The sequence below is a fragment of the Pseudonocardia sp. NPDC046786 genome (assembly GCF_040645415.1).
GTDB lineage: Bacteria > Actinomycetota > Actinomycetes > Mycobacteriales > Pseudonocardiaceae > Pseudonocardia > Pseudonocardia kongjuensis.
Map to the genome: position 1 here is coordinate 39,939 of NZ_JBEYYF010000009.1, position 18,958 is coordinate 58,896.

General features: G+C 75.0%; 17 protein-coding genes. 9 read left to right on the forward strand and 8 right to left on the reverse strand.

Annotated elements, in window-relative coordinates; genetic code table 11:
• The first annotated feature begins 85 nt into the window (after positions 1-85).
• Positions 86-1,735 (forward strand): fumarate hydratase, encoded by a 1,650-nt coding sequence (locus ABZ881_RS13540; protein WP_358484461.1) that lies wholly within the window; start codon positions 86-88, stop codon positions 1,733-1,735.
• A 24-nt stretch (positions 1,736-1,759) separates the two neighbouring features.
• Here the strand turns inward: ABZ881_RS13540 and ABZ881_RS13545 are convergent, their stop codons facing one another.
• From ABZ881_RS13545 to ABZ881_RS13555, 3 genes are read right to left on the reverse strand one after another with little or no spacing between them, the layout of a single operon-like run.
• Positions 1,760-4,477 (reverse strand): GNAT family N-acetyltransferase, encoded by a 2,718-nt coding sequence (locus ABZ881_RS13545; RefSeq protein ID WP_358484462.1) that lies wholly within the window; start codon positions 4,475-4,477, stop codon positions 1,760-1,762.
• Between the two features lie 20 nt (positions 4,478-4,497).
• Positions 4,498-5,670: an acetoin utilization protein AcuC gene (locus ABZ881_RS13550; protein WP_358484464.1), complete on the reverse strand. Its 1,173-nt coding sequence runs from the start codon at positions 5,668-5,670 to the stop codon at positions 4,498-4,500.
• 34 nt (positions 5,671-5,704) lie between these two features.
• Complete coding sequence (locus tag ABZ881_RS13555) at positions 5,705-6,643, reverse strand: sulfurtransferase (RefSeq protein ID WP_358484465.1); 939 nt, start codon at positions 6,641-6,643, stop codon at positions 5,705-5,707.
• Positions 6,644-6,724: 81 nt separating this feature from the next.
• Between ABZ881_RS13555 and ABZ881_RS13560 the strand changes: the two genes are divergently transcribed.
• Together ABZ881_RS13560 and galE are read left to right on the forward strand one after the other, a co-directional pair.
• The gene (locus tag ABZ881_RS13560) at positions 6,725-7,441 is read left to right on the forward strand and encodes a metal-dependent transcriptional regulator (protein ID WP_344028673.1); all 717 of its coding nucleotides are present in this window, start codon (positions 6,725-6,727) and stop codon (positions 7,439-7,441) included.
• A gap of 87 nt (positions 7,442-7,528) precedes the next feature.
• Complete coding sequence (gene galE, locus ABZ881_RS13565) at positions 7,529-8,497, forward strand: UDP-glucose 4-epimerase GalE (protein ID WP_358484467.1); 969 nt, start codon at positions 7,529-7,531, stop codon at positions 8,495-8,497.
• A gap of 5 nt (positions 8,498-8,502) precedes the next feature.
• On the opposite strand, the gene ABZ881_RS13570 is transcribed toward galE, so the two are convergent.
• Positions 8,503-9,696, reverse strand: a complete 1,194-nt coding sequence (locus ABZ881_RS13570) for a DUF4192 domain-containing protein (protein WP_358484468.1) — start codon at positions 9,694-9,696, stop codon at positions 8,503-8,505.
• A gap of 274 nt (positions 9,697-9,970) precedes the next feature.
• Here ABZ881_RS13570 and ABZ881_RS13575 point away from each other — a divergent pair, with 274 nt between their 5' ends.
• Both ABZ881_RS13575 and sthA read left to right on the forward strand, forming a co-directional pair.
• Positions 9,971-11,461 (forward strand): FGGY-family carbohydrate kinase, encoded by a 1,491-nt coding sequence (locus ABZ881_RS13575; RefSeq protein WP_358484471.1) that lies wholly within the window; start codon positions 9,971-9,973, stop codon positions 11,459-11,461.
• 57 nt (positions 11,462-11,518) lie between these two features.
• The gene (sthA, locus tag ABZ881_RS13580) at positions 11,519-12,952 is read left to right on the forward strand and encodes a Si-specific NAD(P)(+) transhydrogenase (RefSeq protein ID WP_358484472.1); all 1,434 of its coding nucleotides are present in this window, start codon (positions 11,519-11,521) and stop codon (positions 12,950-12,952) included.
• Here sthA and ABZ881_RS13585 read toward each other — a convergent pair whose 3' ends face one another.
• The gene (locus tag ABZ881_RS13585) at positions 12,953-13,837 is read right to left on the reverse strand and encodes a M23 family metallopeptidase (protein ID WP_358484474.1); all 885 of its coding nucleotides are present in this window, start codon (positions 13,835-13,837) and stop codon (positions 12,953-12,955) included.
• A gap of 585 nt (positions 13,838-14,422) precedes the next feature.
• On the opposite strand from ABZ881_RS13585, the gene ABZ881_RS13590 reads away from it, so the two are divergent.
• The 3 genes from ABZ881_RS13590 to ABZ881_RS13600 all read left to right on the forward strand — a co-directional run bounded on the left by ABZ881_RS13590 (position 14,423) and on the right by ABZ881_RS13600 (position 16,677).
• Positions 14,423-15,235: an SGNH/GDSL hydrolase family protein gene (locus ABZ881_RS13590; RefSeq protein ID WP_358484476.1), complete on the forward strand. Its 813-nt coding sequence runs from the start codon at positions 14,423-14,425 to the stop codon at positions 15,233-15,235.
• An 83-nt stretch (positions 15,236-15,318) separates the two neighbouring features.
• Entirely contained in the window at positions 15,319-16,083 is a 765-nt protein-coding gene (locus ABZ881_RS13595; protein ID WP_358484478.1) for a glycerophosphodiester phosphodiesterase family protein, read from the forward strand.
• A 129-nt stretch (positions 16,084-16,212) separates the two neighbouring features.
• The gene (locus tag ABZ881_RS13600) at positions 16,213-16,677 is read left to right on the forward strand and encodes a hypothetical protein (RefSeq protein ID WP_358484480.1); all 465 of its coding nucleotides are present in this window, start codon (positions 16,213-16,215) and stop codon (positions 16,675-16,677) included.
• Here the strand turns inward: ABZ881_RS13600 and ABZ881_RS13605 are convergent.
• From ABZ881_RS13605 to ABZ881_RS13615, 3 genes are all read right to left on the reverse strand, one after another.
• Positions 16,650-17,054: a YkvA family protein gene (locus tag ABZ881_RS13605; protein ID WP_358484482.1), complete on the reverse strand. Its 405-nt coding sequence runs from the start codon at positions 17,052-17,054 to the stop codon at positions 16,650-16,652. The two genes, ABZ881_RS13600 and ABZ881_RS13605, sit on opposite strands and share 28 nt — an antisense overlap.
• A gap of 82 nt (positions 17,055-17,136) precedes the next feature.
• The gene (locus tag ABZ881_RS13610; RefSeq protein WP_358484483.1) at positions 17,137-17,580 is read right to left on the reverse strand and encodes a CBS domain-containing protein; all 444 of its coding nucleotides are present in this window, start codon (positions 17,578-17,580) and stop codon (positions 17,137-17,139) included.
• Positions 17,581-17,643: 63 nt separating this feature from the next.
• Positions 17,644-17,988 (reverse strand): hypothetical protein, encoded by a 345-nt coding sequence (locus tag ABZ881_RS13615; protein WP_358484485.1) that lies wholly within the window; start codon positions 17,986-17,988, stop codon positions 17,644-17,646.
• Between the two features lie 292 nt (positions 17,989-18,280).
• Here ABZ881_RS13615 and ABZ881_RS13620 point away from each other — a divergent pair, with 292 nt between their 5' ends.
• A complete protein-coding gene (locus ABZ881_RS13620; protein ID WP_358484487.1) occupies positions 18,281-18,955 on the forward strand; it encodes a PadR family transcriptional regulator in 675 nt (224 codons plus the stop codon).
• Positions 18,956-18,958: the final 3 nt, after the last annotated feature.

The window sequence follows — 18,958 nt, forward strand, 5'->3', positions numbered from 1 at the left end:
AGTCGGGCGCAGCGGCCGGGGTCACGTCGTCGCGTGCGTCTCCACCTGCGGTCGCGCACCGGGCCGGCCCGGTAGCGTCCCGGCCATGCCCGAGTTCCACCACACCGACGTGCTCCCGCTCGGCCCGGACGACACCGAGTACCGCGAGCTCGACCTGCCCGCGGGCACCGTGACCGAGGCCGCCGGACGCACCTTCCTCGAGGTGCCGCCGGAGACGATCACCGGTCTCGTCCGCGCCGCCGTCACCGACATCCAGCACCTGCTGCGGCCGTCGCACCTGCGCCAGCTGCGCGCCATCGTCGACGACCCGGAGGCGAGCGGCAACGACCGGTTCGTCGCCACCGACCTGCTGCGCAACGCCTGCGTCTCGGCCGGCGGGGTGCTGCCGATGTGCCAGGACACCGGCACTGCGATCGTGGTCGGCAAGAAGACCGAGACCGTGCTGACCGGCGGCGACGACGAGGCCGCCGTCTCGCGCGGCGTGTTCGAGGCCTACCAGGAGCTCAACCTGCGCTACTCGCAGATGGCGCCGCTGAGCTTCTGGGACGAGAAGAACACCGGGACCAACCTCCCGGCCCAGGTCGAGCTGTACGCCAAGCCCGGCCTGGACCCGTACTACGAGTTCCTGGTCATGGCCAAGGGCGGCGGCTCGGCCAACAAGACCTTCCTCTACCAGGAGACCAAGGCGCTGCTGAACCCGAAGCGGCTCGCCACCTTCCTCGACGAGAAGCTGCGCTCACTGGGCACCGCGGCCTGCCCGCCGTACCACCTCGCGATCGTCGTCGGCGGCATGTCGGCCGAGTACAACCTGAAGGTCGCCAAGCTCGCCTCGGCCCGCTACCTGGACAACCTCCCCACCGAGGGGTCCGAGCTCGGGCACGCGATCCGGGACACCGAACTGGAGCAGCAGGTGCTGGAGCTGACCCGCAACTTCGGGATCGGCGCCCAGTTCGGCGGCAAGTACTTCTGCCACGACGTGCGGGTGATCCGGCTGCCCCGGCACGGCGCGTCGCTGCCGGTCGGGGTGGCCGTCTCCTGCTCGGCCGACCGACAGGCCAAGGCGAAGATCACCCCGTCCGGGGTGTACCTGGAGCAGCTGGAGCGCGATCCGGCGCAGTACCTGCCCGAGGCCACCGACGCCGACCTGTCCGACGAGGTCGTGCGGGTCGACCTGAACCGGCCGATGGACGAGATCCGGGCCCAGCTCTCGCAGCTGCCGGTGAAGACGCGGCTGTCGCTGACCGGGCCGCTGGTCGTCGCCCGCGACATCGCGCACGCCAAGATCGCCGAGCGGCTCGACGCCGGCGAGCCGATGCCGCAGTACCTGCGCGACCACGCGGTGTACTACGCGGGCCCGGCGAAGACCCCGGAGGGCTACGCGTCCGGCTCGTTCGGCCCGACCACGGCCGGCCGGATGGACTCCTACGTGAAGCAGTTCCAGGAGGCCGGCGGGTCGCTGGTGATGCTCGCGAAGGGCAACCGGTCCAAGCAGGTGGTGGACTCCTGCGCGGCCAACGGCGGCTTCTACCTGGGCTCGATCGGCGGCCCGGCCGCCCGGCTCGCCCAGGACTGCATCCACAAGGTCGACGTGCTCGAGTACCCGGAACTCGGCATGGAGGCGGTCTGGAAGATCGAGGTCGAGGACTTCCCGGCGTTCGTCGTGATGGACGACAAGGGCAACGACTTCTTCGCCGACACCTCCACCCCCACCCTGCAGGTGTCGTTCCGCAGCTGACCGCGGCCGGCCCCGCCGCCCGGTTCAGGCCAGGCGGCGGGGACCGGCGTCGCGTCGGCTGGGCGGGCGGCCGACCGTCACCCTGGCCCCGGTGACGAAGGCGCCCTCCGGGGAGGCCAGCACCGGGTCCAGGGACAGCGACCGGATCTGCGGGATGTCCTCGGTGAGCCGGCCGACCCGCAGAACGACGTCCTCCAGCGCGGCTGTGTCCACCGGCTCGGTGCCGCGGTAGCCGGTCAGCAGCGGGGCGGCGCGGGGCGCCCGGATCAGCCGACGCGCGTCCTCGGTGGACACCGGCAGAACCCGGTAGGCGCGGTCGTCGAGCAGCTCGGTGGCCATCCCGGACAGGCCGAAGGCGAGCAGCGAGCCGAACGACGGGTCGTCGACGACCTCCAGCTTGCAGGACGTGCCCTTCGGCGCCATCCGCTGCACGTACACCTCCTGCGACCCGGTGACCCGGGACAGCTCGGCGTGCGCCGCCCGCACCGCGTCGGCCGAGACGAGATCGAGCCGGACGCCGACGAAGTCGCCGCGGTGCCGCCACTCGTCGGCGGTCGCCTTGATCACCACCGGGTAGCCGACCCGCTCGGCGGCGGCGACGGCTGCGTCCGCGCCGTCGGCCCGCTCGAAGGCGATGACCCGCAGGCCGTAGCAGTCGAGCAGCTCGACGGCCTCGGTGTCGGTCAGCTGGTGCTCGGCGTCCGGGTCGAAGGAAGCGACCAGCCGCCGGGCCCGTTCGGTGTCGATCCCCTCGGGGACGACGAACTCGCCGACCGGGGTGTTGCGCCACTCGGCGTACCGGGTGACCCGGCCGAGCGCCGACGTCGCCCGCTCCGGGCTCGCGTAGCTGGGCACCGATCCGCGGCCGGGGTTGCCGTCGGCCTGCGGCACGGACAGCTCCTCCGGTATCCCCTCGGCGGCGAGGAAGACTGCGAGCACCGGGACGCCCGCGCCGTCCGCGGCGTCGCGCAGCGCGTGCGCGTGCGCGGTGCCCTCGACCGCGACCGGTGGCACGAAGACCGCGATCAGCGCGTCCGGCCGGCCCGGGCCGTCCAGCGCGGAGCGCACCGCGGCCGCGAACTCCGCGGGCGAGGCGCGGGTGCCGACGTCGACCGGATCGGCGGCCGGTTCGAGCCCCTCGTCCAGCAGGCCGTCGGTGACGAGCAGGTTCACCGCGGTCGAGTTGCCGACGACGGACACCCGCCGTCCGTCGGGCAGCGGCTGGTAGGCGAGCAGCAGCGCGGTGTCGAACAGCTGCGGCAGGGTCTGCACCCGGATGACGCCGGACTGCTCGAACAGCGCCTGCACGCTCGGCTCGTCGATCGGTGCGGCGACCGAGGCCAGCGACGGCAGCGGCCCGGTGTGCCGGCCGGACTTCACCGCCACGATCGGCTTCGTCCGGGCCAGCCGGCGCGCGACCCGGGCGAACTTGCGCGGGTTGCCGAACGTCTCCAGGTAGAGCAGCACCTGGTCGGTCGCCGGGTCGGTCTGCCAGTACTGCATGAGGTCGTTGCCGGAGACGTCGGCCCGGTTGCCCGCCGACACGAACGACGACAGCCCCAGCCCGCGGCTGCGCGCGTTCGCCAGGATCGCGGTGCCCAGCGCACCGGACTGGCAGAAGAAGCCGGTGCTGCCCGGGCCGGGCAGCGCCGGGGCCAGCGTCGCGTTGAGCCGGACCGCCGGATCCGGGTTGGCGACGCCGAGGGCGTTCGGCCCGACCACCCGCATGCCGTGCGCGCGGGCCTCGGCGACCAGCCGGCGCTCGGCGACGGTGCCGCCGTCGTCGCCCGCGTCGGCGAACCCGGAGCTGATCACCACCAGCACCTTGACGCCCTTGGCCAGGCAGGAGTCCATGACCTCGTCGATGTTCGCGGCCGGGACGGCGACCACGGCGAGATCGACCTCGTCCGGGATGTCGATCACCGACGGGTAGGCGCGCACCCCGCGCACCGACCGCGCGTCCGGGTTGACCGGGTACACCGGGCCGGTGAACCCGGCCTGCAGCAGGTTGGACAGGACGGTGTGGCCGAGCTTGGTCTCGTCCGCCGAGGCACCGATCACCGCGACCGAGCCGGGGTGCAGCAGGTTCGCCACGCTGCGCGCCTCGGCGGCCTGCTCGCGGGAGTCGCGGACCGCGATCGACTTCTCGGTCGGGTCGATGTCGAACTCCAGGTGCAGCACGCCCTCCGCGAAGGCCCGCTTGACCTGGTAGCCGGCCTCCCGGAAGACGCGCACCATCGCGTGGTTCTCGACGAGCACCTCGGCCTCGAACCGGGACAGGCCGTTCTCCCGGGCGGCCGCGGCGAGATGCTCGAGCAGGATCGAGCCGAGCCCGCGGGACTGGTGGTCGTCGCGCACGACGAACGCGACCTCGGCGGAGGTGACGGGCTCGTCGGTCCCGGCGCCCTGCGACACGGCCGCGCCGCCGCTCGCGGTCAGGCCCTCGTACCGGCCGACCGCGATGATCTCGTCGCCGAGCAGCGCCAGGAACGCGACCCGGCTGCGGTGGTCGACGACGGTGAACCGTTCCAGGTCGCGCGGCGAGATCCGCGGGTAGGGACCGAAGTAGCGCAGGTAGCGGGTGCGGTCGGACAGCTTGGCGTGGAAGGCGAGCAGGGCGTCGGCGTCGTCGGGGGTGATCGGGCGCAGGTGCACGATCCCGCCGTCGGAGGCGACGACGTCGGCCTCCCACTGCCGGGGATAGGGGTAGGGGTGCTCGTGCTGCGGCTCGTCGTCGGGCATGGGTCCGTCCTGTCCGCCGCTCAGTCCCGCGGGTCGTCGGGTTCGAGGCCGTGCAGGGGGAACAGCGCCCGGCGGGTCTCCAGGATGGCCGAGTCGACGCGTTCCCCGAACGACCCGCCCCAGCGCTCGAACGACGGGTCCGCGCCGTCGGACATGGAGACCGGCAGCGGCGCCCGGGTGTTGGTGGACGCCTTCGCCGTCCAGTCCGCCGGGATCGAGGTGTCCGGGTCGAGATCGCGGTCCAGCGCGACGGCCATCAGGTGCGTCCAGGAGCGCGGGACCACCCGGTACAGGGCGTAGCCGCCGCCGCCGAGGATCAGCCACTTCCCACCGGCCGTGGTCTCGGCGAGCTCGCGCAGCGCGTGGTAGACGGCGCGGTGGCCGTCCACCGACATCTCCAGGTTCGCCAGCGGGTCCTCGGCGTGGGTGTCCGCCCCGCACTCGGTGACCAGCACCTGCGGCCGGAACTGCTCCAGCAGCGAGGGCACCACGCCGTGGAAGGCGCGCAGCCAGCCGGCGTCCCCGGTGCCCGGCGGGAGCGCGATGTTCACCGCGTAGCCCTCGCCGTCGCCGCGGCCCAGCTCGCCCGCCCAGCCGGTGCCCGGCCAGAGGGTGAGCGGGTGCTGGTGCAGCGAGATCGTCATGACCCGCGGGTCGTCGTAGAAGGCGGCCTGCACGCCGTCGCCGTGGTGCACGTCGACGTCGAGGTAGGCGATCCGCTCGTAGCCCTGCTCCAGCAGCCAGGCAATCGCGACCGAGCAGTCGTTGTAGACGCAGAACCCGGCGGCCCGGTCGCGCATCGCGTGGTGCAGCCCGCCCGCCATGTTCACGGCCCGGTCGGCGCGGCCCTCGGCGATCTCCCGGGCGGCGCGCACCGAGCCGCCCGCGATCAGGGCGGCCGCCTCGTGCATCCCGAAGAAGATCGGGTTGTCGGAGGTGCCGAGCCCGTGCCCGACGCCGAACGGCGCCTCCGGCGCGGACCGGACGGCGGTCCGGTAGCCGGCGGTGTGCACCCGGTCGAGATCGGCCTCGGTCGCCGGTTCCGGCTCGATCAGCTCGACGCCGTCGAGCACACCCAGCCCGCGGGACAGCTCCATCATGAGCTCGAGCCGCACCGGGTTGAGGGGATGGTCGTCGGACAGCTGGTAGGTGAGGAACTCCGGTGTCCACACGACCGACGTGCGCGCGCTCATGGGAGGGGACCGTATGCCAGACGCGGGGTCACGGTCACTCCCGAGCGGCCCACGGCCGGTCGCCGGTGGCGGCGGGGCGCTGCGGATCCGAGCTCCACTCCGACCAGGAGCCCGGGTAGAGCGCGGCCGGCGCGGCCGGCGTGGTGAGCCCGGACTCCTCCAGCGCGAGCACGATCGCGCAGGCGTTGATGCCCGAGCCGCAGTAGGCGCCGGCCGGTGTCCCCGGCGCCATCCCGGCCGCGCGGAACCGGTCGGCCAGCACGCCGGCGGCGGGCCAGCGCCCGTCCGGCCCGGCGGTGGCCGCCGCCGGGGTGTTGCGGGCGCCCGGGATGTGCCCGGCCCGCGGGTCCACCGGCTCGGTCTCGCCGCGGAACCGGGCCGCGGCGCGGGCGTCGAGCAGCACGCCGTCACGGGCCAGCGCGGCCGCGCCGTCGGCGTCGACCACGGGCATCGCGCCCGGCCGGACGACCAGGTCGCCGGGCGGCGCCGGATCCGGCTCCGGGGCGTCGCCCGCGGTGCCGGCCACCGGCAGGCCGATCGCCTCCCAGGCGGTGAACCCGCCGTCGAGCACCCGGATCCGGCCGGGTGCGACGCCTGCCCAGCGCAGCAGCCACCAGGCGCGCGCGGCGACCGAGCCGTCGACGTCGTCGTAGGCGACGACGAGCTGGCCGGGTGCGTCGTCGCGGATCCCGGCGGCGCGCAGCACGGCCTGCAGCGCGGCGGGCCCCGGCAGCGGGTGCCGCCCGCCCGGCCCGGGCGCCGACGGGCCGGCCGCCAGCTCGGTGTCGAGGTCGACGAAGACCGCACCCGGGATCCGGCGGGCCGCGTGGTCCCCGCGCCCGGGCGGGCCGAGCAGCCGCCATCGCACGTCGAGCAGCACGGGGCGGGTGGTCTCGGGCGGACCGGCCCCAGCCCCCGCAGTGGGGGCGAGCAGATCCGCGAGATCCTCGGGGGCGATCATGGAACCGGACACGCGCCCCATCCTGCCCCGGACGGGCGCACCGTGCCCGGGCGCCGGCCTGGGTAGACTGGCCACCGAATGAAGGGGCCCCACGTGAACGACCTCATCGACACCACGGAGATGTATCTCCGAACCATCTACGAACTCGAGGAGGAAGGCGTCGTCCCGCTGCGCGCGCGGATCGCCGAACGCCTCGGTCAGAGCGGCCCGACCGTCAGCCAGACCGTCGCCCGGATGGAGCGGGACGGGCTGGTCGTCGTTGCCGGGGACCGCCACCTCGAGCTGACCGACGACGGCCGCAGCCGGGCCGTCGCCGTCATGCGCAAGCACCGGCTGGCCGAACGCCTGCTGATCGACGTGATCGGCCTGGAGTGGGAGCTCGTCCACGCCGAGGCGTGCCGCTGGGAGCACGTCATGAGCGAGGACGTCGAGCGGAAGCTGCTCCGACTGCTCGACAAGCCGACCGTGTCGCCCTACGGCAACCCGATCCCGGGCCTGGAGGAGCTGGAGCGGGGCGACGGGCTGTCCGCGTCCTCCTCGGTGCCGCCGGCGCTCGAGGTGGGGCTGCAGCGGCTCGACGAGCTGGCCCGCCGCGGCGGCGGCCGGGTCGAGGTGCGCCGGATCGCCGAGCACGTCCAGAACGACGCGGAGCTGATGGCCGAGCTCAAGCTGGCCGGGATCGTGCCGGGGCACATCGTGGAGGTCGGCTCCATCCCGCGGTTCGGCGATCCCGTCCCGGTGGTCACCGAGGGCGAGAAGGCCACCGTGGCCCCCCTGGTGGCGCACGCCGTCCTCGTCCGGGCGCAGTAGGCACCCCGCACCCCGGGGGCACGACGACGCACCGGGGGGCGGGGTGAGAGGCTCGCACCGTCGGATCGGCACGGTGGGAGGACCGGAGTGAAGCTGCTCGTCACCGGTGGGGCGGGGTACGTCGGCAGCGTGTGCGCGGCACACCTGCTCGCAGCCGGGCACGAGGTCGTCGTGCTCGACGACCTGTCCACCGGGCACCGGGACGCCGTGCCCACCGGAGCGACGCTCGTCGAGGGCGAGCTGGGCGCGACCGCGGGCGAGGTCCTGGCCGGGGGCTCCTTCGACGGCGTGCTGCACTTCGCCGCACGGTCGCTGGTCGGTGAGTCGGTCGAGAAGCCGGAGCGGTACTGGGACGGCAACGTGGTCGCCTCGTTCCGGCTGCTGGAGGCGATCCGCGAGCACGCGGTGCCGCGGCTGGTCTTCTCCTCGACCGCGGCCACCTACGGCGAGCCGGACCGGGTGCCGATCCCGGAGACCGCCGCGACCCGGCCGACCAACCCGTACGGCGCGAGCAAGCTCGCCATCGACCACATGATGACCTCGTACGCGCACGCGCACGGCCTCGCCGCGACCAGCCTGCGGTACTTCAACGTCGCCGGGGCGCACGTGGGCGGCGGGCACCGGCTCGGCGAGCGGCACGCGACCGAGACCCACCTCATCCCGCTGGTCCTGCAGGTCGCCGCCGGCACCCGCGAGTCCATCTCGATCTACGGTGACGACTGGCCGACCCCCGACGGCACCTGCGTGCGCGACTACATCCACGTCGACGACCTGGCCGACGCCCACCTGCTCGCGCTGGACCACGCCACCCCCGGCCGGCACGACATCTACAACCTGGGCAGCGGGCACGGGTTCTCCGTGCTGGAGGTCGTCGAGACCTGCCGCCGGGTGACCGGGCACCCGATCCCGGCGGTCGTGGCGCCGCGCCGCCCCGGTGACCCGGCGGTGCTGGTCGCCGCCGGCGACCTGGCGGCCGAGCAGCTGGGCTGGAAGCCCTCGCGCACCGAGATCGAGCGGATCGTCGCCGACGCGTGGGAGTTCGCCCGCAGCCGCTGACCCGCTCACCGGGAGCCGCCCGGGCCGCCGGTGCCGAGCATCGCGGTGAGCAGCCGTCGCAGCCCGCCGGGGCCCGCGTACGGCGACCGCTCCCCCGGTGTCGTGGCGCCGCGCAGCGAGGTGTCCACCACCGCGGCGAGCACCTGGTCCGGCCGGTCGGTGAGCGTCCGTTCCACCGCGAGCGCGGCCAGCGGCCCGTCGCCGCGCAGCAGCGCGCAGACCGCCAGCAACGCCGCCGGATGCGCCCGCCCGGGCGCGGGCAGCGCGCGGGTCAGCGCCGCCCACAGCTGTTCGGCGTGCGGGGCCTGCGCCCCGAGGCACCGCCGCAGCGCCTCGTCCCGGAACGCCGGGTCGCCGAACGCGGCCCGGAACCGCCGGGCGGACCCGTCGTCGATCGCGAGCCGCCCCCGGGCGGCGTCGGCCAGCGCGGCGTCGAGCAGCGTGCGCCCGGCCGGGCCTCCGGACACGTCCACCGGCGGCGGGTCCGCGGCCAGCCGCTCCCGGCGGGCGCGGTCGGTGGCGCCGCCGGCCAGCTGGTCGCGGACGGCCGCCCGGTCGGGGAGCACCGCCCGGCCCTCCAGCACCGCTGCGGCCGCCGCGAACGGGGTGGCGGCCGGGCCGGGCACCACCCCCGAGCAGTCGCACACCTGCCCCGGCAGCGGGTAGCAGCTCCAGCGGTCGCCCTCCCGGGTGCCGGCCGCCCAGAGCACGGCGAGCGGGACGATGCCGGCCCAGCCGAGCGCGCGGCGGGTGGCGACCGCGACGTCGCGGCGGGTGCGGCGGGCGGGCCGGGCCGGTGTCCGCGCACCCCGGACGACGACGGCCACCGCCTCCGCCGGGCCGTCCCCGGACAGCACCGACACCGCCTCGTCGCACACCCGGCGGACCTGGTGCGGGGCCGGCAGGTCGACCCGCAGGGTGAGCCCCACCCGCCGCCCGCCGCCCGGCCCGCCGATCGCGACCAGGACCAGCGAGTCCTCCGGATGGAAGCCGATCAGCACCGGGATCGCGGCCAGCACCTCCCCGGTGTCGCCGAGCCGCAGCCGTGGCCCGGCCGGGTCGCCGACCGGCGGATCCGGCGGTGCGGCGCCCGGGTGTGGCCGGGCCGGTGCGGGGCTCGGCACCGGCGGATCCGCCGGTGGGGGAACCGGGCGGATCCCGGGCGGTGCGCCGGGATCGGGCTGGGCGGGGATCGTCATGCGGCGATCCTGCGACAGCGGGCCGGGTCCGCGACGGTGCCGGCCCGCGGGCTGTGGACAACCGGCCTCGCGACCACTTCCGGAGGGGGTCTCGTGGACAGGTCCGGCTCCGCGGGCCGCGGAGCGCCCGAACTGTCGGACCGGTCTGCTATCGGCGGCGCGGCCGGTGCCCGGCGGCAGCACCGGACGCACCCCGCCCGGCACCCCGCAACCTGCACCGATGTTCTGCCCGGCAGCGCTGCGCGGCACACCCCGGGGAGGGTAGGAAAGTCCCATGCAGGTCTATCTGGGCGTCGACATCGGGACCTCCGGCTCGAAGGGCGTCGTCGTCGACACCGGTGGCCGGCTGCTCGCCCGGGCCGATCGCGCCCACGACACCGCCCAGCCCCGCCCGGGCTGGGTCGAGCACGACGCGGAGACGATCTGGTGGGGTGACTTCACCGGGATCGTCCGGGAGCTGCTCACCGCCGTCCCGGACGCGGAGCCGGCCGGGCTCGGCGTGTCCGGGATCGGCCCGACGCTGCTCCCGGCGGATGCCGACGGGCGCCCGCTGCGCCCGGCGATCCTCTACGGCGTCGACACCCGGGCCGGGGTCGAGATCGACGAGCTGACCGCCGAGCTGGGCGCCGAGGCGATCCTCGCCCGGGCCGGGACACCGCTGTCGTCGCAGGCGGTGGGCCCGAAGTGGCGCTGGCTGGCCCGGCACGAGCCGGAGGTGCACCGGCGCGCGTCACTGTTCCTGATGTGCTCGTCGTACCTGGTGCACCGGCTCACCGGCGAGTACGTGCTCGACCACCACTCGGCCAGCCAGTGCGACCCGATGTACGACCTCGCCGCCGCGGACTGGGCGCACGACTGGGCGGAGCTGACCGCCCCGGGGATCGAGCTGCCCCGGCTGCTGTGGCCGACCGAGGTGGCCGGGCAGGTGGGCGCCGCGGCGGCCGCCGAGACCGGGCTGCCGCAGGGGCTGCCCGTCACCGCCGGGACGGTCGACGCCTGGGCCGAGGCGACCAGCGCCGGCGTCACCTCACCCGGCGAGGTCATGGTCATGTACGGCACCACCATGTTCCTGATCGAGGTGATCGACCGGGCGCACCCGCACCCGGCGATGTGGACGACCCGCGGCGTCGTCCCCGGCAGCACCACCCTCGCCGCCGGGATGGCCACCTCGGGCGCCATCACCAACTGGCTGCGCGACCTGACCGGCGAGGGTTTCACCGAGCTGGTCGCCGAGGCCGCGCAGGTGCCGCCCGGCAGCGGCGGGCTGCTGCTGCTCCCCTACTTCGCCGGCGAGCGCACCCCGCTGTTCGATCCCGACGCCCGCGGCGTCCTCGCCGGACTGACCACCGGGCACACCCGGGGCGAGGTGTACCGGGCGGCGCTGGAGGGCATCGCGCACGGTGTCCGGCACAACCTGGAGGTGATGCGGCAGGCGGGCGGCGGCACGAAGCGGCTGGTGGCGGTGGGCGGCGGGGTCCAGGGTGGACTGTGGACGCGGATCGTCACCGACGTGACCGGGGTGCCCCAGGACGTCCCCGAGCAGACCGTGGGGGCCGCGCTGGGCGACGCGTGGCTGGCCGCGGTCGCGACCGGCGCGGAGCCCGAACTGCGCAGGTGGAACCCGGTCGCCCGGACGATCGAGCCGGATCCGGCGGCCCGCGAGATCTACGACCGGTACCACCCGCACTACCGCTCGCTGTACACCGCGACCCGGGAGACCGCGCATTTCCTCGCGGAGGAGCGCCGCCGGGCGTACCAGGCGTGACACGCTGTTCACGCGCGGGCTGTTGCCCGGTGCCCCGGCGGCGATGAGGCTGGTCGCGTGACCGACCCGGAGGTGCACCCCGTGTACGACTACGACCTGGTGGTGATCGGTTCCGGCCCCGGCGGGCAGAAGGCCGCGATCGCCGCGGCCAAGCTCGGCAGGCGCGTCGCCATCGCGGACCGCGGGCACATGATGGGCGGCGTCTGCGTCAACACCGGGACCATCCCGTCGAAGACGCTGCGCGAGGCCGTCCTGTACCTGTCGGGGTTCAGCCAGCGCGAGTTGTACGGCGCGAGCTACCGGGTCAAGGCCGAGATCACGATCGACGACCTGCTGGCCCGCACCCGGCACGTGATAGGCCGGGAGACCGAGATCGTCCGCAACCAGCTGCTCCGCAACCACGTCGACATCCTCACCGGCACTGCCCGGTTCACCGACCCGCACACGGTCGTCGTCGAGGGCGCCGGGCGGGGCGACCACAACCGGGTCAGCGCGGAGAAGGTCGTGATCGCGACCGGGACCCGGCCGGCCCGGCCGGACACGGTCGCGTTCGACGGCGAGCGGGTCGTCGACTCCGACCAGGTGCTGGAGCTGGGCCGGGTGCCCGGCTCGATGGTGGTCGTCGGCGCCGGGGTGATCGGGATCGAGTACGCCTCGATGTTCGCCGCGCTGGGCACCCGGGTCACCGTGGTGGAGAAGCGGGACACGATGCTCGGCTTCTGCGACCCGGAGGTCGTCGAGTCGCTGAAGTTCCACCTGCGCGACCAGGCCGTGACGTTCCGGTTCTGCGAGGAGGTGTCCTCGGTCGAGGTGAACGGGAAGGGCACCGTCACCAGCCTCGCCAGCGGGAAGAAGATCCCGGCCGACATGGTCATGTACTCGGCGGGCCGGCAGGGGCTGACCGCCGAGCTGGACCTGGAGAAGGCGGGCCTGAGCGCCGACCCGCGCGGCCGGATCGAGGTGGACAAGCAGTTCCGGTCCACAGTGGAGCACATCGCCGCGGTCGGCGACGTGATCGGATTCCCGGCGCTCGCGTCGACCAGCATGGACCAGGGCAGGCTGGCCGCCTACCACCTGTTCGACGAGCCGGTCCGCCAGCTGCACGAGCTGCAGCCGATCGGGATCTACACCATCCCGGAGATCTCGTTCTGCGGGCACACCGAGGCGGAGCTGACCTCGGCCGCGGTGCCGTACGAGACCGGGCTCGCCCGGTACCGGGAGCTGGCGCGCGGCGCGATCGTCGGCGACTCCTACGGGATGCTGAAGCTGCTCGTCTCCGTGGAGGACCGGACGCTGCTCGGCGTGCACGTCTTCGGGACGAACGCGACCGATCTGGTGCACATCGGGCAGGCCGTCATGGGCTGCGGCGGGACCGTCGACTACCTGGTCGACACCGTCTTCAACTACCCGACCCTGTCCGAGGCGTACAAGGTGGCGGCCCTGGACGCGACGAACAAGATCCGCGCACTGGAGAGCGTGCAGAAGTCCTGATCAGGTGTAGGAGAAGCCCCTGGCGTCCAGCCACGGCTTCGGGTTGATCTTCGTGCCGCTCGGGTCGATGACCTCGATGTGCAGGTGCGGCCCGGTCGACTGGCCCCGGTTGCCGACCTCGGCGATCTGCTGCCCGGCGGTCACCCGCTCGCCCACCGACACCAGCGAGCGGTTGATGTGGCCGTAGACGGTGATCGTGCCGTCGTCGTGCTGCACCCGGACCCACATGCCGAACCCGCTCGCCGCGCCGGAGCTGATCACGGTGCCGTCGATCGGGACGTTGATCGGGGTGCCGATCGGGGCGGCGATGTCCAGGCCCATGTGCTGGGAGCCCCAGCGCGAGCCGAACCCGGAGGTGACCCGGCCGGACACGATCGACACCGCGCCACCGGCGACCGACGGGCTCTCCAGCGAGCCGGTGGCACCGGCGGCCCGGGCGGCCTCGGCGGCGCGGGCCTGCTCGGCGGCGGCCTCCTGCACCTTCGCGATCGAGGTGACGGCGCCGTCGACGGCGTCTGCCGCGCTGGAGTGCACGCCGGCTCCGGCGATGACGGTCTGCGCGGCGACCGAGGCGCCGCCGGCGGCCGGGGTGGCCAGCGCGGCGATCGTGCCGGGATCGGCGATCGGCGCGGCGGCGGGGACCGCCTCGGGCGCCGCCAGGCCGGCCGTGGCGCCGCCGCCGGTGAACGCCGCGGAGGCGGTGCCCAGCCAGCCGGTCACCGGGGCGGGGAGCCCCTCGCCGCCGACCGAGGCGTGCGCGGCGCCGGCGAGACCGCCGACCGCGACGACCGCGGCCGCGATCCGGGTGCTCGCGGAGTAGCGGGGGCGGTCCTCGGCGCGGCGGGCGCGCCGGACGTGCGGACCGGACGGGAACGCGCCGGCCATGCCTCCGACCCCTGCCACCGCGAACTGCGGTGACAGGAGCCCGAGACCCGCGGGCCGACCCTGGGGGGAGCGATGCCGTGCCACGTCTTCCTTCCGGATCGCGGAACGGCGGACAACCCGTGGGGAGCGGGGCAGCCCGTCGGGGGGTCGGGCTGCGTCCGGTTCGTGACCGTTCCGTGATCTGACGCCGACGCTAGCCCGCCGCCCCGCGAGGGCAAACCCGAACGAGTGATGACGAGACCACTGGAAGCCACCGGGCGGTGAGCGGACGCTGGGTGACGAGAGCGGCCATCACCTGCCGTTCATCGCAGGGACAACCGGTCGGTGCGCCGAAGAATCAGCCATCCACCTGCGATGACGGGATCGCGCACCGGACGGGCGAGTGGTACGTCCGTTTGCCGCCCTGTGCTGCCGGTCACTCAGCGTGGTCGAGCGGGCAGGGCCGGGAGCTGCGCCGACGCCGCGGACGCCGCCGGCCGGCAGATCCCGCACACCCGTTCGGCCCACCGGTGCCGCACGGCCCGTACCGCCCCTCACCCGGAACCGCGATTGCCCGCCCGTTCCCCGCCGGGTTGGCTGGGCCGCGTGCGCCGACTCCTGGTCCCCGTGCTGGCCGTGCTGCTGCTCGTCGGCCTCGCCCCCGCGGCCGTCGCCGCCCCGGTCGCGTCGGCGCAGCAGGCGACCCGCTACGTCGCGCTCGGCGACTCCTACGCGGCGGGCGTCGGTGCGGCCACCGACGCGGCGAGCGGGGAGTGCCTGCGCGGGCCCGACGCCTATCCCGCGCTCTGGGCGGAACGGCGCGGGCCCGCGTCGTTCAGCACGGTCGCCTGCAGCGGAGCGACCAGCGGCGAGGTGCTCGCCCGCCAGGTCAGAACGGTCTCCGCGGACACCAGCCTGGTGACGATCACCGCGGGCGGCAACGACACCGGCTTCGGCCCGGTGCTCGCCACCTGCAGCACCGCGCCGGACGACGAGACCTGCTTCCGGGCGGTCCGCGGCGGTGAGCGGATCGCCGAGTTGTTCGCACCGGGCGGGCTGATCTCGGTGATCGTCGCGGTGCGGCTGCAGGCACCGGACGCCCGGATCGTCGTCCTCGGCTATCCGCGGCTGTTCGAGCCCGGCGCGGCCTGCGACGTCCCGGGCGTCCCGAACGCGGCCCGCCGGGAGGCGCTCAACCGGGCCGCCGACACCCTGAACGACGCGCTCGCCGACGCCGCGCAGCGCTTCCGCGGGCAGTTCGTCGACGTCCGCGACGCGTTCGCCGGGCACGGCCTGTGCGGCGCCGAGCCGTGGATCAACCCGCCCGCCGCGGGCAGCCCGGCCGCCTACCACCCGACCGCCGCCGGATACCGGGACGGCTACCTGCCCGCCCTCGACGCCGCCGCCGCCCGACCGTGACCCGTGACCGGTTCGGCCCGGTGTCATCCCGGCGCCGTCCGGCGTGCACCGGGCCGACCGCCCGGCCCGGCAGGATCGGCGACATGCGACACCCCTCCCCCGCCGGACCGGGCCCGGCCGTGCAGGTGGTCGCCCACCGGGGCGCCTCCACCGACGCCCCGGAGAACACCCTCGCCGCCGTCGACGAGGCGCTCGCGCAGGGCGCCGACTCGATCGAGGTCGACCTGCAGCGGACCGCCGACGGGCAGCTCGTCCTGCTGCACGACACCACCCTCGCCCGCACCACCGACGTCGCCCGCGTCCTCCCGGACCGGGCCGCGGAACCGGTCGGGACGTTCACCCTCGCCGAGCTGAAGCGGCTCGACGCGGGCTCCTGGTTCGGTCCCGGGTTCGCCGGGGAGCCGGTCCCCACCCTCGGCGAGCTTCTCGCCCGCGTCGGGGACCGGGCCGGCCTGCTGATCGAGCTGAAGGACCCGGCGTCCTACCCGGGCATCGAGCAACAGGTCGCCGACGCCGTCGGGGCACCGCGGGCCGACGTCGCGGTGCAGTCCTTCGACCACGACGCGTTGCGCCGGTTCGCCGCCGCCGCGCCGGACGTCCCGGCGGGCCTGCTGTTCGACAGCCGGCCCACCGACGCCGAGCTGGACGCCGCCGCGGCCGTCGCCGACCAGGTGAACCCGAGCTTCCGGGTCACCGACGCCGCACTGGTCGCGGCGGTCCGGGCCCGCGGGATGGAGACCGGCGTGTACACCGTCAACACCGGGGCCGACCTGCGCCGCATGATCGACGCCGGGGTGCACCGGATCATCACCGACGTGCCGGGGGCGCTGCGGGCGCTGCTCGGCTGACCCGTCCGGCCGGGCGGCGCGCCCGGGACGAGCGGCACACCGCCGATCGGCAGGTCACGACACCCACCTCACAGGCCCGGACCTAGACTCTCCGACACCCCGATCGGTGGTGGTGAGTGGAGGAACCCGATGACGGCTGTGCGGCGGTTCGTGCTGCTCGTTCCGGCTGCGCTGGTGCTGCTCGCCGGCTGCGGCGGTTCGCTCGCGACCCAGCCCGGCACGTCCCGCCCGGCGACGACCACCCAGGCGCAGGCGACGACGCCGTTCTGTGACGCGGTGCAGGCCAGCCGCCAGGCGACGCAGCCGGTCGGCGGGCTCGGACTCGGCCGCGGACTGGACGACGTCGAGGCGGTCGCCTCCAACGTGCGGCGGGCCAACCAGCAGGTCACCGCGCTGGCCCCGCAGGAGATCCGGTCGGACTTCGACCGGGTCAACCAGATCGTGGAGCGTCAGCTGCAGCTGCTGGAGGCGAACGGCGGCGACACGATCGCCGTCGCCCGCGACCCGGAGATCGCCGAGGCCCGCAGCGACCCCGAGTACCAGGAGGCCAGCCAGCGGATCAACGACTACGTCCGGTCGAACTGCGAGACCTGACCGCCGTCGACGACGACCGGCGACCCGGACCGCCAGCCGAGGTAGCGGTCGGCCTCGACAAGCAGCGCGCCGCCCAGCCACATCGCGACGATCGCGTCGTCGCCCAGGCCGAACACGGTCAGGAACGCCTCCGGGACCAGGTCCACCGGCGACACCAGGTAGGCCAGCGCGAGCAGGAACAGCGCCAACCGGCCCTTCCCCAGGTGCGGGTAGCTGCCGCGCCAGGCGTCGCCCAGCATCGAGGGCAGCGCCCGGACCCGCTGGGCGGCCCCGGGCTCACCGGGGGTGCCCCGCCGGGTGAGGGCACGGAAGAGCGTCGCGAACGCGGCCGTACGGCCGGCACGACGACCCGCGGTCGAAGCAGATGCAGCGCTCATGCCCGGTGCAACGCCCGGGCCGCGCCCGTCGTTCCCGGTGGAACGGTGATCCTCCGGTACGGGATCAGCGCGAGGCGGTGTATCAGTGCGAGGCGATGTAGATGTCGCGCAGCACCCCGGCCTCGGTGCTCATCTCCGCCAGCCGCTGCTTCACCACGTCCCCGATGCTGATCATGCCGCGCAGCCTGCCGTTCTCCACGACCGGCAGGTGCCGGTGCCGCCAGCGGTTCATCGAGGCCATGACCTCGGCGATCGAGTCGTCCGGTGCGCAGGTGACGACCTTGCGGGTCATCACGTCGGCCACGGTGAGCCGGGTCAGGCCGGCGCCGTCGGTGGCGAACCGGCGGACGATGTCGCGTTCGGAGATGATCCCGGCGACCCGCTCGCGGAACCCGTCGTCGGACACCACGAGTGCCCCGATCGCGGGTGGCCCGGCCAGCCGGGCGGCCGCCTCGGCGATCGTGTTCCACGAGAGCACCGTGTGCACCGTGTCGCCCTTGATCCGCAGGATGTCGGAGACCTTCATCGCGTACCTCCATCGCCACCGCCGGAGCACCGAGTGTCCGCCCGGCGGGCGGCGTTGCGCAAGCTAACGATCTGGCCGGCGCACCCGCCGCACCACCAGTACCGCGCCGAGCCCGGCCGCGAGCGCCCCGCCGGCGAACGGCGCCGCGGCGCGCGCCATCTCCCCCGCCCGCACGACGAGCGCCTCCCGGCGGTGGGCGATGCCGGCCGCCAGCCGGTCCAGGCTCGCCCGCAGCTCGGCGGCGGCGCGGACGACCTGGTCGTCGCGGCCGTCCGCGTGCGCGGAGAGCCGGTCGCGCAGGACCGCCGGTGAGACCTCGCTGAGGTCGAGCTCCTCGGCCGAGTCGGACACCTCCGCGGTGCCCGCGGTGTCCCCGTCGGCCGGCCTCCGCCGGTCGTGACGCCCCACGACGCCCCCTCCCTCGCCGAGTCCGGCCGGTCCGGGCCCGTCCGGCCAGTCAACGGCATCGGGCCGGGCCGGGCCAGCGACGACGCGGCACACAACGAACTCTCAGACGCATCTCGTTGCAACGGCGACGCGTCGCGATATATCGTGATGGCACACGAGCCGATCGAAGAGGAGGCTCGCGACGAGAGGAACACACGTCATGACCATGCGAGACGTGCACGGTCTCCGGCGGCCGTTCGGCCGGCCCGGACGGTTCGGACGACCCGGCCCGCGCGGCCGCGAGGAGGCATTCATGAACGACGACCAGGCAGACCACGAGGGTGACGAGCCGCGTCGCGGCCGTCCGCACCGCGGCGGCGCGCACGGCCGCGGCCGCGGTTTCGGCCCCGGCGGGCCGTTCGGCCCGGGCGGCTTCGGCGGCGGGCCCGGCGGCTTCGGCAGCCCCGGCGGCTTCGGCGGCTTCGGGCCCGGTGGGTTCGGCCCCGGCGGGCGGGGGCGCGGCTTCGGCCGCAGGCGGACCGCCCGCGGTGACGTCCGGGCGGCGGTGCTCGCCGTCGTCGCCGACGCGCCGCGGCACGGCTACGAGATCATCCAGGAGATCACCGCCCGGACCGGTGGCCGGTGGAAGCCGAGCCCCGGCTCGGTCTACCCGATGCTGTCCCAGCTGGAGGACGAGGGCCTGGTCCGCTCCGAGCAGACCGACGGCCGCCGCGTCGTCCACCTCACCGAGGAGGGCACCCGGCACGTCGCGGAGCACCGCGCCACCCTGGACGCGGTGTGGGCCCCGTTCGCCGACGACGCGGAGGCCGCGGCCGACGACCCGGCCACCGGGCTCGGCGACGAGCTGGCCCGGCTGCACGCGGCCGCCCGGCAGGTGGCCGCCGCCGGGACGCCCGAGCAGGTCACCGCGGCCACCGAGGCGCTGACCGCGGCACGCAAGGCGCTGTACCGGCTGCTGGCCGAGTGAGCC